We start from the raw sequence: 13,492 nt of genomic DNA, 5'->3' as shown, positions 1-13,492 counted from the left end.
ACTGGACAGTCGCGATGGTGTGATAGTCGCCCAACGGCGACCTGTGGCGGTCGCGGGCGTGCGGTCGCCAAGGGCGTCGCGCCTGAAACCGCTCCTGCAAGTGGCGGCGTCGGCGACAGGTAGGCTGGATGAATTGGGGCGGCGCGCTTGAATGTTCTTCCTGTGAGCAGCGCGTTGACCGGCGCTTGCGAGTGCCGGTGCGTGCCAGCATGGAATCTGATCCGGAGCAGCCATGAGTGTTCAAGCCAGGGTTCGACCAGCCAGCGCCGACAGTCCGGATCACGGTGGATCCGCCGTCAGGTGCGCCCCGGTCAGCGTCGTCGTTCCCTGCTTCCGCTGTGCGCGGACCATCGATGATGCGATCGCATCGGTCATGGCGCAGACGCTGCGGCCGGCCGAGGTCCTGCTGGTGGACGACGGCAGCGGTGACGACACGCTCGCGCAGCTGTACCGGATTGCCGCCGCGCACGAGGCCGGCTGGATCAAGGTGATCGCGTTGCCCGCCAACGGCGGCGTGTCGGCAGCGCGCAACGTGGCCTGGGAGCGGGCGACACAGCCCTACCTCGCGCTGCTGGATGCGGACGACACCTGGGCTCCGCGCAAGCTCGAGCTGCAGATGGCGGCGCTGGAAGCGGACCCGGCCATCGCCCTGATCGGGGCGCGGATGATCACGCGGCCCCGGGGCACGCTGGTTCCGCCGCTGCGGCCGCCGGTGCGCACGCGGATCATCAGCCGTCGCCGGGTGCTGTTCCATAACCCGTTTCCGACCAGCTCGCTGGTGTTGCGTCGCGACTTGCCGTTTCGTTTCGACGCGGCCTTCAAGCGCTCCGGCGATTACCTGCTGTGCTCGCGGATCTGCTTCTCCGGGTATCGATGCGCCAGGATCAACCAGGTGCTGGGGATCTGGCACGAGCGCCTCCCCGGCGCGGTCGGATTGAGCGACGACCACGCCGCCATCCATGGTTTCCGTCGCGTGCTGCGCCGCAAGCTGCTGCAGGAAGGCCTGATCAGCCGGCCGGAATACCTGTTCGCCCGCGCCGTCGGCGTCGTCAGCCGATGGCGCCGCCGACTTAAAGGGGACGGAGGCAGTTAAACCACCCCTGCCACCTTCGCCACCTTCCGCCGCCCGGGCGGTCGCACGCGCGCATCAAAACAAAAAGGGGTCAGAGAACATTTCCGCTTCATTCGGCCAATCGATGTTCCCTGACCCCGTTTTTTTGGATCAAACGACGTCGGCGCGAAGCACCGCTCCACCGCCGATGAGGTGATCGCCGCATGAACCTGAGCCGCTGACCCCCGGGCGTATGATCGGCCGTCTCGGGTGCGGCTGACCCGGAACGCGAGGCCTGACTGTCATGGCAGATGTCTTCGTTTCCTACGCGCGCAGCGACAAGTCGCGCGTCGCGCCGCTGGTGGCCGCGATCGAGGCGAAGGGCTGGTCGGTCTGGTGGGATCCGGAGATCACCCCGGGCCAGGAGTTCGACGACCAGATCGACGCCGAGATCGATGCCGCCAGGGCGGTGCTGGTGGTCTGGACGCCGGTGTCCGTGGTCTCGCGCTGGGTGCGCGGCGAGGCGCGTGAAGCGGCCGAGCGCGGCATCCTGGTGCCGGTGCGGTTCGAGCAGGCGCGCTTGCCGATGGACGTGCGCGCCATCCACACCACCGACCTGGACGGCTGGAACGAGGATCCGGCGAGCGCGACGGCGCAGGAATTCCTGCGTGCGCTGGGCACGATGATCGCGCGCACGCAGGCGGCGCAGTCGGCCAAGGCCGGCGCAGTCGCGGCTGCTGCGCCCGCGCCGGAAGAGTCGGCGCGTTTCACCATCTGCGTGCTGCCGTTCGCCAACATGAGTGGCGATCCGGAGCAGGAATACTTCAGCGACGGCATCACCGAGGACATCATCACCGACCTCAGCAAGATCTCGGCGCTGGCGGTGATCTCGCGCAACAGCGCATTCATGTACAAGGACAAGCACGTCGACATCCCCAAGCTCGCGCGCGAGCTCAAGGTCAGCCACGTGCTCGAAGGCAGCGTGCGCAAGGCCGGTGGGCGGGTGCGCATCAGCGCGCAGCTGGTCGACGGCGCCACCAACAACCACATCTGGGCCGAGCGTTACGACCGCGATTCCAGCGACATCTTCGCGCTGCAGGACGAGATCTCCGCGGCGATCGTCAAGGCGCTGAAGCTGCGGCTGCTGCCCGAGGAGAAGAAGGCGATCGAGCGTCGCGGCACCGAAAACGCCGAGGCGCACAACCTGTACCTGATGGCGCGGCAGAGCTACATCTCCGGGCAGGAGTCCGATGCGCGCTCGGCGCGGGCGATCGTGCGCCTGTGTGCCCGCGCCACCGAGATCGATCCGGGCTATGCGCAAGCCTGGGCGCTGATGGCCACTGGCTACAAGAACCTGCGCGATGACCAAGGCGGACGTTCCGATGACGGGCTGGCCGCGGTGGAACGCGCGCTGGCACTCGATCCACACCTCGCCGAGGCCCACGCGATCAAGGCGCAGATCCTGCTGGCGGACGGTGATGCCGATGCGGGCGCGGCCGAGGTCGCGATCGCGCTGCGCCTGGATCCGGAGTCGTACGAAGTCAATCGCTCGGCCGGCCGCCTGAACTACCAGCTGCACCAGCACGAAACCGCCATCCGCTATTACGAGAAAGCCGCGAGCCTGATGGAAGCCGACCTCAATTCGGCATCCATGCTGATCAGTTGTTACACCGCGATCGGCGATGCCGCGGGGACGCGGCGCGCGGCGCAGCTGGCGCTCAAGCGCGCCGAAGCGATCCTGGCGCGGGACCAGAACAACTCAGCGGTGACCGGCTACAGCGCCTACGCGCTGGCGGCACTCGGCGAGGACGAACGCGCCAAGGCGCGCATGAACCGCGCGATGCTCATCGATCCCGACAACTTCAACATGCGCTACAACTTCGCGTGCGCGATCGCCGTGTACCTCAAGGACAAGGACGCCGCGCTGGACATGCTGCGCTCGGTGTTCGAGACGGTCACCGAAAGCTTCATGCCCTACCTGAAAGCCGATCCGGACCTCGACCTGCTGCACGACGATCCGCGTTACCAGGCCATGCTCGCCGACGCCGAGGCGCGCCTGGGCGTGGCGGCGGAGTCCGATGCGGCGCGGGCCTGAGGGCAGACAGGGACGCATAAAGGGGGTCAGAGACCATTTCCGTTTGCATGGCGGTCTGGTCCCATCCAGGGCGGCCCGAATCATGGGTGGGTTGGGGTGGGGCGATGGCGGGACCGACGCGGCCCCCACCCATGCCGTGAAGATTGCCGGTAATCTGCAACCGAACCGACCATGGAGGGGATCATGCGCAATCGCGCCTGGGCTGTGATGCTGCTGTTGTTGTTCTCGAGTGGCCTGGCATTGGCGCGTGGCGACACTGATCACGCCGAGGCCAGCATGCAGTTGACTGGAACCGTCGACATCGATGCATCGGGAGCGGTCACCGGCTATTCGATCGATCATCGCCGGGGCATCGATACCGCGGTCATCCATCTGATCAATCGCGCGGTGCCGAATTGGCGATTCGAGCCCCTGCCATCCGGCGCGGCGGCGCCAGCGACTCCGGTCCAACTGCTCATCGTTGCGAAGCAGATCTCCGCAAACCAATACGCGATGCGCATCCAAAGTGCCCATTTCGGCAATTCGGTCGCGAATCCGAGCGCGCAGTTGATGCCGGTTTCACTCAAGCCGCCGCCGTATCCACCGCAGGCCCTGCGGGAACTCATCGAGGGAAAGGTCTATGTCGTGCTGCGTATCGACCGGACCGGGCATGTGTCCGATGCCATGGCCGAACAGGTCAATGTCGGCCGGATGGGCAGCGCCCCGGCGATGGAAAGGGCGCGCAAGTTGCTGGCCGATGCGACCTTGCTGGCCGCGAAGACCTGGACGTTTCGCCCGCCAACGACCGGCGCTTCCGCGGGTGATCCCTATTGGCTTGGTGCCATACCGGTCGCATTCGAGCTGACAGACGGTACCCGCGCCAATTACGCGCAATGGCACGACTACATTCCCGGCCCGAAACTTCCAATCCCGTGGCGCTCGGTCCGAGGCAAGGACGAGCAGTCCGATTCGGAAGCACTGGCGGCAGGGGCCTTCAGCACGATTGGTTCAGGCCGCCATCTGCTGACGTCCTTGGAAGGTGAATGAGAAGAGCGATTCCCGGTCCGCGGCAACCGTATCGGAAATAGTGTCGCGGACAGCTCCCGACGATGCTGTGGTTGCTGGTGCGGGGATTGGCGTTGCCGCTGACGGTTGACTAGACCGTCCGACTCAACACGCCCCTGCCTGCACCCAGCCGTTCGCCACGCGGCGCATCTTCTGCCCGTCCAGGCAGCGCTCGTTGCCATTGCCGCGCTGGGCGGCATCGCGCGTGGCCCGTCGCTGTTCGACCAGCTCCCGCTGCACGCGCAGGGTCTGTTCGCGTGCGGCGCGTGCGGCCTGGTCGCTCGCGATGGCCACCGCGAGCGCGGCGTTGGCGGCGGACTCGACTGGACGAGGTGCCGGCGTCGTCACCGATGCGGGCGTCGCCGTCGCTGCTGCGCTGATCGACGCGCCTCGCGGCGCTGTCTGGTCGCAGGCACCCAGGCAGGCCATCAGCAGCAGCAACGCCGTGAGTCGTCCTGTTGTGCGCGTGCTCGGCGCGGGAACCCTGGCTATGCGCATTCGATGGCCCCTTCGTTCGCGATGGTGGAGCATACCCCCGGCGTTGGCGCCCTTGTCGAGAGTCCCGATGGCAAGGCCCCTGGCGAGGATCGAGCAAGGGCAAGAAGGGTGGCGGCCGACCGGGCCGATGCGCGCGTGCGAGCAGGCATGACGACGTCGCTTCGACGGTGATCGACGCGGGCGGCTTAGTGTCCCCGGGCCGCGAAGCGCTCGCGATACTGCGTTGGGCTGATGCCGAGCTGGCGCTGGAACGCGCGCCGCAAGGATTGATCGTCGCCGTGGCCGGCGGCGGCCGCAATGGATTTCAGCGGCAGTTCGGTTTCTTCCAGCGCGCGGCAGGCGGCTTCCAGGCGCATGGCGTCGACGGTTTTGGCCGGCGTGCGTCCGACTTTGCTGGCATAGCTGCGGGCGAAGTTGCGCGGTGACATGCCGACGTGTTCGGCCAGGCGTTCCACGCACAGGTCGTCGGCCAGGTGCGCGGCCATCCACGCGTGCAGGTCGGCGAAATCGCCGCGGTCATGCAGCTGCGCGGCCAGCGGCACGCTGAACTGCGATTGCCCGCCCGAGCGCTTGATGAACATCACCAGTTGCCGTGCGGTCTGGATCGCGACCTGGTGGCCGAAGTCGGCTTCGATCAGCGCGAGCGTCAGGTCGATGCCGGCGCTGACACCGGCCGAGGTCCACACCGGTCCGTCCTGGATGTAGATGCGATCGGCATCGACGTGGATGTCCGGATACTGCGCACCGAGCCGGGTCACCCAGTCCCAGTGCGTCGCCACCTGGCGTCCTTCCAGCTGGCCCGCCGCCGCCAGCAGGAACGCACCGGTGCACACCGAGCACAGGCGGCGCACGCCCGGCGCACGTTGCGCGATCCATTCGACCAGTCGCGGTGGCGCATGGAAGGTATCGCCCTTGCAGCCGCCCGGCGCGATCAGCGTGTCGATCGCCACGCCGTCGAGCGACGACAGCGCCACGGTCACCACCGGCAGTCCGCAGCTCGTGGTGATCGCGCCACCATCGACCGACGCGACGATGGTGTCGTACAGCGCCGGCCCGTTGCGGTCGCCGTCGCGACGCGCGGTGGCCAGCGCCTGCAGCGGGCCGCTGAGGTCGAGCAGGTTCATCTGCTCGTGTGCGAGCAGCACCACGCGCACGGGGACATCGGGACGGACGGCGTCGGTCTTCATCCGTTTAGTTATGGAACCCGGGGTACTCGAAGTCCAGTGCCACGCCAAAGGCGGTGTTGCGGCCGTAGCGCCCGGCGATCGACGCCAGCACCGTGTCGAACGCCTGCGCGGACGGAGCCGGCTGCAGGGCCGGCAGCACGACGTCCAGCGCAGCCGCGTCGCCCAGCACGCGATCCGGCAGCAGCACCAGGCCATGGCGCGTCGTCACCGGGTCCTTCGACGCAGCCAGCGCCATCGCATGGCTGCGACCGGTGCGCGAATACGCATCGGCGGTGATCGCCAAGGCGATCTCGTCCATGCCCGCCGTGACCGGCACGCCGACGTGCTGCATGGAATGGAACCAGTGGTTGGTGTAGTTGGTCGCCGCGAAGCCGCGCAGGTTGACGCCCAGGCGCGGCTGGAACGCGTCGCTGTCGTGCTGCGCGCTCCAGTCGGCGACACCAAGTCCTGCCGCGACCGCGGCCGCGCGCGCGTGCCCCGCGATCGCTTCGACCAGCGCGAGCGACGTCGGCATCGCGGCGCTGATGCCGGCGCTGGACACGACCCGGCCGTCGGCGACGTAACGCGTGTCCTTCACCCAGTGCGTGCCGGGATACTGCTGCGCGCGCAGGGATTCGGTCGCCCAGTGCGCGGTCGCGACATGCCCGTTCGACACGCCGGCATTCGCCAGCGCGCCATCGCAGATGCTGACCGTGGTGGCGCCGCGCCGGCTCTGTCCGGCGATCCAGCCGAGCAGGACCGGGTCGTTGCGATCGACCATCGCCGGCACGATCACGTAGTCGGCGCCATCGGGATACCGCGCGTTGAAGTCGCGTGCCGTCGTCTGCGCTTGCAGCGTCAATGCCGGACGCATGGTGAGCGGGCCGGGGTGCGTCGCGACGGTGATCACGTCGGCCGCATCCGATGCCATCAGCACGCCATAAGGAATCACGAAATCGACCAGTTCGGTGCCGCTGTTGTTGCCGATGATCGCGATCACCGGACGGCTGCGGCCGAAGCGGCTGCGCCAGGGCGCGATGCGCTCCATCGCGGCATGCCCGGCGACGGCGGACAGCGCGGGAATGGCGGGTGGATCGGCGGCGACGACGGTCGAGGTGCACAGCAGGGCCAGCGCAGCCACGACAGACCGGGAGCGGAGCGGGAAGGAGGACGTGCGCACGGTGGATTCCTGATCGAAGCAGTGACGGGAGCGCACTATCGAAGGCATGGCCGGTGGCGTAAATGACAGAAGACAGTCAATCACTGCCATGGCTCCGGCGGCGGTTGCCGGGAGGCGGCGCGCCTTGAACGACAAAGGCGGCCGATGGCCGCCTTTGTCATGCAACGATGGCGTCGCTCAGGCCGCGATCGACTGCGCCGCGGCGGGCACGCTGTCGTCGCCGCAGACATCGCGCCACAGGTAGTACATCACCCCGAACATCACCGCGAAGAGCGTCAGCATCATCGCCAGGTACAGCGGGATCATCAGGACCATCAGGACCATCACCAGCCACGCGCCCACCAGCTTGCCCAGCAGGGCGAACAGGCCGACCAGCAGCACGACCACGATGGCCAGCACGATCCACGCGACCACCGAGCTCACGACAAACACGAGCAGTGGCAGCACGTTCTTCACCGCGCCCAGCAGGCCGTCGCCGATGGCGCCGAAGACGCTGCGACGGCCCAGCGCGACCTGTCCCAGGCTGATCGCATAGACGCCCATCATGAAGAGGCCGACCACCAGGAAAAGGGCGAAGGCGACTCCGAAACCGTCGGGCAGCGTCGTTGGCGGCGGCTGGTGGTTGGCCTGCGCGGTCATGGCCTGCATGTACCAGCGTGCGATGCCACCGCCGGTCGCGGCGATGACGGCGCCGAATGCAGCGATGTAGACCACCGCCATCGCCAGGCCGTAACCAATCAGGCGCAATGCGTCGCCCTGGCGATACGGCTGGAAGATGTCGCGCGCGCGCACCGGCAATCCGCGTTCGGCCGCATCGATCACGCGCAGGTAGCCGGCGTACAGCGGCACCAGCAGCAGGCCACCGATGGCGGAGATCGCCATGATCCAGCCGAAGGTCGCCGGGCTGGCCGGCGTACCGGTGCGCAGTGCGCCGAACTGCATCGGCATCGTGATCACAGTCGGCAACAGGCACAGCAGCAGCAGGAAGGCCGCGCCGCCGAACAAGGCCTTCGGATTGCCGTAACCCACGTTGATGCCGCGCTTGAGCCAGTCGAAGCCAGCCAACGGACCGTTCGATCGTGTTGCCATGTGCCGCTCCCCAGTGTGGTCGACGCCCCCGCGTCGTATGCCGAGCATAACGGGCGGGGCGGCCGGCCGGGCCGACAACGACACCGCGCTAACGGGTCATATGGGGAACTTCGATCTGCTGGCGACCGTATTCCATGGATCGCCGGTGCCCCGGACCCGGCAAGGATCGTCGTCATGGAAGTTGCCCACATTGCGTTGCCGATCCGCTGCCTGCCCCGGCGCACGCACCGATGAACGCACGTCGCGATTTCCTGGGCGGCGCGATCGGGATGGCATTGTTGGCAATGCTGCCCGGATGCAAGGCCGCGTCGGCGCCGGTGCCGACGTCTGCGGCCGCGCCGTCGCCAGCCCCGCTGTCGCCGGACGCACCGCCAGGCCGGGCGCGCGGTGCCACGCGGATCGATGTGCGCCAGCATGGCGCGCAGGGCGATGGCGTGCAGGACGACACGGCGGCCTTCCAGCGTGCGATCGATGCGCTGCCCGCCGACGGCGGTACCGTCGAGGTGCCTTCGGGGACCTATTTGATCGACCCACTCCAGAGCGTGCGCCTGCGTGGCCGGATGCACCTGCAATTGGCGCCGGACGCCAGGCTGGTCGCCAAGCCCAATGCCGCCGACCGCGCCTACGTGCTCTGGATCCTGCTGGTGGATGACGTGGAAGTTTCGGGCGGTCGCATCGTCGGCGAACGCGACAGACACCTCGGCACCACCGGCGAATGGGGCCATGGCATCCAGATCGTCGGCGCATCGCGGGTCACGGTGCGCGATATGCAGATCTCCGACTGCTGGGGCGACGGCATCTGCATCGGCGGCAGGAAACCCAAGGGCGGCGGCCCGAAAGTGCTCAGCAGCGACGTGGTCATCGACGGCGTCGTCTCGACCGGCAACCGCCGACAGGGCCTGTCGATTACCGGATCGCGTGACGTGCGGGTCACCAACTCGGAGTTCAGCCACACCGCAGGGACCGCGCCGCAGTGCGGGATCGACATCGAACCGGACAAGCCCGACTTTGCGAGCAACGTGCACATCCAGAACTGCCGGATCCACGACAACGCGGCCTACGGGATCCTCGCCTACAAGCGCACGCGCAACGTCACCATCGAGGACTGCACGATCCAGGACAATCGCAGTTGCGGCGTGGTGCTCGACGGTTGCGCGACAGCCAGCATCATCGGCAACAGCATCCGCGACAACGGATCGACCGGCTTGCTGGTCAAGAACGACAGCAGCGACTGCAGCATCGGTCGCAACACCTTCGCCAACAACCGGTCGGGGAAGATGCCCCGACCGGGGATTGCTGCTTCCATCAAGGGCGCCAGCCCACGTGTCGCGCGGGACATCCTGGTCCAGGACGCGGCGTCGGATATCCGGGTGGACACGAATACGTTCCTCTAGCCACCAAGGAGGAACGGCGACCGCAAGGTCGCCGTTCCTTTATGGCACCTGGTACCGCTGTCGGCCGACGCTTATCGCCTGCTTGCGAACAGGTCGCTCATCACCGGCACATTGGCGTCGCAGGCGTGATTGAGGCAGGGCAGGCCGAAGCCGGCCTCGAGCGTCTTGAGCAGCGAGTAGTGGGTGTAGCGACGCATGCTGCGTTTGCCGCCGGCTGCATAGTTGGTGTCGACGATCATCATCACCTGGTTGGTGTTGGGCGCGGTGCTGTAGTCGTTCTCATCCCAGACGACGACGATGGCGTTCCTGCCCTCGTTCCAGGACGGCGACGCCTTGATCGACTCGACGATGGTCTGCACGCTCACGTCGCCGCGGTAGATCAGCGCGGGGTTCAGGCCGGCCTGCGTGCCGTCGCCGCTGGGATCGTAGTTGCAGAAGGGCCCGCCGTTGCCGCGTCCGTGCTGGTCGTTGCACTGGTTGGGCGCGATGAAGGCAAAGGCCGGCATGTGCTCCGCCTGCAGGTCCGAATACAGGCCGTAGGCGCCGTCGAAGCCGACGCTGTTCAGCGTGCTGTTGGCGCGGTTGCTGCCGCGCTGCGTGCTGCGGAAATAGACGAACGGATTGTGCTTGACCGCGTACAGCGCCACGATTCCGGCCGCCGACAGCGGCGGGTTGAGCGTCGGGTGGATCGCGCTGAAGTCGGTGGTGTTGTCGAAGACGCCATCGCTGACGTTGACGTTGTCGGCGCCGACCGGCGGCAGGCTTTCCTGGTAGCTCTTCCAGCGCATTCCGCGTGCGACCAGCTGGTCGGCGATGGTCTTGCCGACGATGTCGTGGGAGGCGGCGATCGCCATGGTGCCATCGATGTTGATGCTGCCTGGCAGCCCCTGGCTCGCGTTGGTGAGATCCAGCGCGGGCGTGGCGGCTTCGGTGCCGATGCCGGCGATCGGGCAGATCGGGCCGGGGCTGGACGGATGCTCGGTGGCGGCGATACCGCTGGCAAGGTTGGGGATGCAGGCGTTGTCGTGCCAGGCGGGATTGTTGTCGTTCAGCACGCCGAAGTTCGATCCGCCGACGATTTCCAGGTAGTTGGTCAGGCTGGGATGGGCGATGGCGAAATAATTGGTGGCCAGGTTCGCGCTGCGCGCCAGGTGGTTGATGTACGGCGCGTTCGGGTTGTCCAGCAGCTGGGTGTAGCCGTGGTTTTCCATCATGACCAGGTACACGTGATCCAGGTGCGGGATGCCCTTGGGCACCGGGCCTTCGGCAGCCACTGCCGATCCGGCCACTGCGGTAGCGAGCAGCGTCAATGCGACGAACGTCTTCATGTTGGTCCTTGTGGGGGAATGTCCGCGGACACCGACGCACGCTGCGTCGGTGAGCGGATCGCCGCCACGCTAGGAGCGCGCCATGACTTGGCCGTGACCGTCATCGGTCACTTGCATGACGCATGCAGGTACGCGCCCCTGGTCGGGCCGGAGCCTGGTTGTTCCACCGTGTGCTGCGTGCGCCGGCTAGCGTGCGCTCGGCGCGGTGTAACCGAACTTGTCGATGATGTGCCGGTCGCGCTCGCCGACCAGCTGCTCGGTTGCCGCGTCGTAGTAATAGCCGGGGCCGTGCTTCTTCGACGAGGTGTTGGTCCTGGGCGCCGAAACCAGCCTGGCCTGCATGTCGGGCGGGACTGCCACCTGCATGCGCTGCAATGCCGCGAGCAGGTCGGACTCCAGGTGCTCGTTGCGGATGAAATGGTCGATGAACGAGTGCTTGTCTTCATGCGCGGCCAGCTGTTCGGGCGTGCGCACGGCGCGCAGCACGTCGAGCTCGCCGGTCCTGCAGGTGAAGAGCTTCATGTAGCGGTAGGTCAGCAATCCCGCGAAGCGGTTCAGGGGACAGCGCCAATAGCCTTCGCCGACGTCGGCCCAGTACGCCTGGTCGTTGAGCATGTACAGCCATTCGCGGAATGCACCGGCGTCGTTGATGTCGCGGAAGGTGCGCTTCCATTGCGCGGCATGCCAATTGGGACGGCTTTGCAGGGTTTCGATGAGCAATGCGTAGGGACGCAGCCGCCAGCCACGCTTGCGCAACCGGATGCCCTGCGTGGTGACGTTGTCGAAGAAATCTCCCTTGCTGTCGCAGCTGTAGGCCCACAGCGACACGTACCAGTCCCATGGATCCCTCACCGATCCGAGGAAGGACCGCCCATCGACGAACAGGCGGGGATCGGCCTGGATATGCCGCTCGACGAACTCACCGCCGACGATCTCCTTGAGCAGGTTGCGGATGTGGGTGCATCCGGTCTTCTGCAATTCCACGAACACGATCCTGTCGGACACGAACATGCAAAACCCCGTTGTTGTCATTCACGTTTTGTCGACCCATGCACGGCAGCCAACCCGCCCCGGCCGCCGCTCCCGTTGGCCAACGGCGTGGCGCACTGTCCAGTTCAAGTCGAATGATGCCTGCGTGGCGTGATCGGTCCGATCACGCTTCCCGCAACGGCTTCGCGCATGCGTCTGCTGGCCGATTCGAGGGCATCCCCGCAGCAGTCCATGAATCCTTCACATGCGGGGGTGCAGATTATCCCCGTTCAGATTTGCCGTGCCGAAACCCATGATCGCAGCCCGATGAGGCCCACGTGGAGAAGACAACAAGTGCGCTGCGGACGCCGTTGGCTGCCGAAGGCTTCTGGAAACCGGCCATGCACGTTGCATTGAAAACCCGACCAGTCCTTCCGGATGTCGGCTCGGTGGCGGCGACGCGCGCCCCGGTCAGCGTCATCGTTCCGTGCTATCGCTGCAGGGCGACGATCGACGACGCCGTTGCTTCCATCGTGGCGCAGACAGTGCGGCCAGCCGAAGTCCTGCTGGTGGAAGACGGCAGCGGCGACGACACCCTGGCACACCTGCACCGGATCGCCGACGCGCATGCGCCTGGCTGGATCAAGGTGATCGCCATGCCGGCCAACGGTGGTCCGTCGCTGGCGCGCAATGCGGGCTGGGATCACGCCGGACAGGCGTACATCGCGTTCCTCGATGCGGACGATACGTGGGGAACGCAGAAACTCGAGCTGCAGATGGCGGCACTGCAGGCGGATCCCGACATCGCGCTGATCGCGCACGAGATGGTCAAGCGCCCACGCGGCACGCCGATGCCCGGGCTGCAGACGCCACTGCAGACGCAGATCGTCGGTCGGCGCAGGTTGCTGTTCCACAATCCCTTCCCGACGGCGTCGGTGGTGCTGCGTCGCGACCTGCCGTTTCGTTTCGACACGGACTTCTCGCACTCCGAGGATTACCTGCTGTGGTCGCGGATCGTCTTTTCCGGCCATCGCTGCGCCAGGATCAACCAGGTGCTGGCGATCTGGAACGAGCGCGAACACGGCGCCGTCGGCCTGAGCGATGACTTCGTGGCGATCCACCGCGCCCGCCGCGAACTGCGCCGCAGGCTGCTGCGGGAGGGTCTGATCAGCCGGCCCGAATATCTGTTCGCCCGCATGGTTGGCGCCGTGAGCAGGATGCGCCGCAACGTCGCGGAATGGATGCTCGAACGCGGCCTGTATCGGCGTCGCTAGACATCCGCGTTGGATACGACTGTCGCAGGCAAGCCGGCGTAAGCCGGCGACGTCCGTCAGTGCACGGCGACCTGGTCGGCTTGGGCAGGCTTGGCGGCGGCGATGGTATCGGTCGCTGCCGGTCCGGCCTTGGGCGGTGCCGCGTCCGCGTCCTTTGGCGCGGGCGCCTGCGCCGCGGCACGCAGCAGGTCGGCCATGGCGCGGCCGATCGGGCTCAGCGGCTTGTGCGATTTTGCGACGGCGGCATGGGACTGCGTGTCGCCGGCTCCGGATGCAGTCGCAGCGTCGCGATCCTGCGCGCACGCCAGCGGCGCCGAGATGCAGCCGATGATTCCGAGCATGAGCGTTTGATGGCGCATGGATGGCCCCTTCGCTCGCGCGCTTGCTGGACGGACACGCGCAGC

The 13,492-nt window shown here is 67.0% G+C and carries 12 protein-coding genes; 5 read left to right on the top strand and 7 right to left on the bottom strand.

Going from position 1 to position 13,492, the window contains the following annotated elements:
• Positions 1 to 232 precede the first annotated feature (232 nt).
• The 3 genes from GST15_RS11815 (at position 233) to GST15_RS11805 (ending at position 4,172) form a co-directional block, all read left to right on the top strand.
• Positions 233 to 1,093: a glycosyltransferase family 2 protein gene (locus GST15_RS11815; RefSeq protein ID WP_159017475.1), complete on the top strand. Its 861-nt coding sequence runs from the start codon at positions 233 to 235 to the stop codon at positions 1,091 to 1,093.
• Positions 1,094 to 1,355: 262 nt separating this feature from the next.
• Positions 1,356 to 3,146 (top strand): TIR domain-containing protein, encoded by a 1,791-nt coding sequence (locus GST15_RS11810; protein WP_159017474.1) that lies wholly within the window; start codon positions 1,356 to 1,358, stop codon positions 3,144 to 3,146.
• Positions 3,147 to 3,329: 183 nt separating this feature from the next.
• Complete coding sequence (locus GST15_RS11805) at positions 3,330 to 4,172, top strand: energy transducer TonB (protein ID WP_159017473.1); 843 nt, start codon at positions 3,330 to 3,332, stop codon at positions 4,170 to 4,172.
• Between the two features lie 123 nt (positions 4,173 to 4,295).
• Here the strand turns inward: GST15_RS11805 and GST15_RS11800 are convergent, their stop codons facing one another.
• The 4 genes from GST15_RS11800 to GST15_RS11785 form a co-directional block, all read right to left on the bottom strand.
• Positions 4,296 to 4,688 carry a hypothetical protein gene (locus GST15_RS11800; protein WP_159017472.1) on the bottom strand — a complete coding sequence of 131 codons (393 nt, stop codon included), beginning with the start codon at positions 4,686 to 4,688 and terminating at the stop codon, positions 4,296 to 4,298.
• Between the two features lie 185 nt (positions 4,689 to 4,873).
• On the bottom strand, positions 4,874 to 5,875 hold the full coding sequence (locus GST15_RS11795; protein ID WP_159017471.1) for a GlxA family transcriptional regulator: 1,002 nt from the start codon (positions 5,873 to 5,875) through the stop codon (positions 4,874 to 4,876).
• Between the two features lie 4 nt (positions 5,876 to 5,879).
• Positions 5,880 to 7,034, bottom strand: coding sequence for a DJ-1/PfpI family protein (locus GST15_RS11790; protein WP_199268770.1), 1,155 nt, complete (start codon positions 7,032 to 7,034; stop codon positions 5,880 to 5,882).
• A gap of 177 nt (positions 7,035 to 7,211) precedes the next feature.
• Positions 7,212 to 8,123, bottom strand: a complete 912-nt coding sequence (locus GST15_RS11785; protein WP_159017469.1) for a hypothetical protein — start codon at positions 8,121 to 8,123, stop codon at positions 7,212 to 7,214.
• A 230-nt stretch (positions 8,124 to 8,353) separates the two neighbouring features.
• On the opposite strand from GST15_RS11785, the gene GST15_RS11780 reads away from it, so the two are divergent.
• Entirely contained in the window at positions 8,354 to 9,517 is a 1,164-nt protein-coding gene (locus GST15_RS11780; RefSeq protein WP_159017468.1) for a right-handed parallel beta-helix repeat-containing protein, read from the top strand.
• A 71-nt stretch (positions 9,518 to 9,588) separates the two neighbouring features.
• On the opposite strand, the gene GST15_RS11775 is transcribed toward GST15_RS11780, so the two are convergent.
• Both GST15_RS11775 and GST15_RS11770 read right to left on the bottom strand, forming a co-directional pair.
• On the bottom strand, positions 9,589 to 10,845 hold the full coding sequence (locus GST15_RS11775) for an alkaline phosphatase family protein (RefSeq protein ID WP_159017467.1): 1,257 nt from the start codon (positions 10,843 to 10,845) through the stop codon (positions 9,589 to 9,591).
• 186 nt (positions 10,846 to 11,031) lie between these two features.
• Positions 11,032 to 11,856 (bottom strand): hypothetical protein, encoded by an 825-nt coding sequence (locus tag GST15_RS11770; RefSeq protein WP_159017466.1) that lies wholly within the window; start codon positions 11,854 to 11,856, stop codon positions 11,032 to 11,034.
• Between the two features lie 296 nt (positions 11,857 to 12,152).
• Between GST15_RS11770 and GST15_RS11765 the strand changes: the two genes are divergently transcribed.
• Positions 12,153 to 13,088 carry a glycosyltransferase family 2 protein gene (locus GST15_RS11765; RefSeq protein WP_159017465.1) on the top strand — a complete coding sequence of 312 codons (936 nt, stop codon included), beginning with the start codon at positions 12,153 to 12,155 and terminating at the stop codon, positions 13,086 to 13,088.
• 56 nt (positions 13,089 to 13,144) lie between these two features.
• Here GST15_RS11765 and GST15_RS11760 read toward each other — a convergent pair whose 3' ends face one another.
• Complete coding sequence (locus GST15_RS11760) at positions 13,145 to 13,447, bottom strand: hypothetical protein (RefSeq protein ID WP_159017464.1); 303 nt, start codon at positions 13,445 to 13,447, stop codon at positions 13,145 to 13,147.
• Positions 13,448 to 13,492: the final 45 nt, after the last annotated feature.

This window comes from Cognatiluteimonas profundi (genome assembly GCF_009792795.1).
Taxonomy (GTDB): domain Bacteria; phylum Pseudomonadota; class Gammaproteobacteria; order Xanthomonadales; family Xanthomonadaceae; genus Cognatiluteimonas; species Cognatiluteimonas profundi.
Note: the sequence above shows the minus strand (reverse complement) of the source record. Positions and strands in the feature narration are given on the sequence as shown.

Coding starts and splice junctions, on each gene's coding strand:
- GST15_RS11805 (WP_159017473.1), top strand. CDS start 3,330: ATGCGCAATCGCGCCTGGGCTGTGATGCTGCTGTTGTTGTTCTCGAGT.
- GST15_RS11795 (WP_159017471.1), bottom strand. CDS start 5,875: ATGAAGACCGACGCCGTCCGTCCCGATGTCCCCGTGCGCGTGGTGCTG.
- GST15_RS11800 (WP_159017472.1), bottom strand. CDS start 4,688: ATGCGCATAGCCAGGGTTCCCGCGCCGAGCACGCGCACAACAGGACGA.
- GST15_RS11815 (WP_159017475.1), top strand. CDS start 233: ATGAGTGTTCAAGCCAGGGTTCGACCAGCCAGCGCCGACAGTCCGGAT.
- GST15_RS11785 (WP_159017469.1), bottom strand. CDS start 8,123: ATGGCAACACGATCGAACGGTCCGTTGGCTGGCTTCGACTGGCTCAAG.
- GST15_RS11780 (WP_159017468.1), top strand. CDS start 8,354: ATGAACGCACGTCGCGATTTCCTGGGCGGCGCGATCGGGATGGCATTG.
- GST15_RS11775 (WP_159017467.1), bottom strand. CDS start 10,845: ATGAAGACGTTCGTCGCATTGACGCTGCTCGCTACCGCAGTGGCCGGA.
- GST15_RS11810 (WP_159017474.1), top strand. CDS start 1,356: ATGGCAGATGTCTTCGTTTCCTACGCGCGCAGCGACAAGTCGCGCGTC.
- GST15_RS11760 (WP_159017464.1), bottom strand. CDS start 13,447: ATGCGCCATCAAACGCTCATGCTCGGAATCATCGGCTGCATCTCGGCG.
- GST15_RS11770 (WP_159017466.1), bottom strand. CDS start 11,856: ATGTTCGTGTCCGACAGGATCGTGTTCGTGGAATTGCAGAAGACCGGA.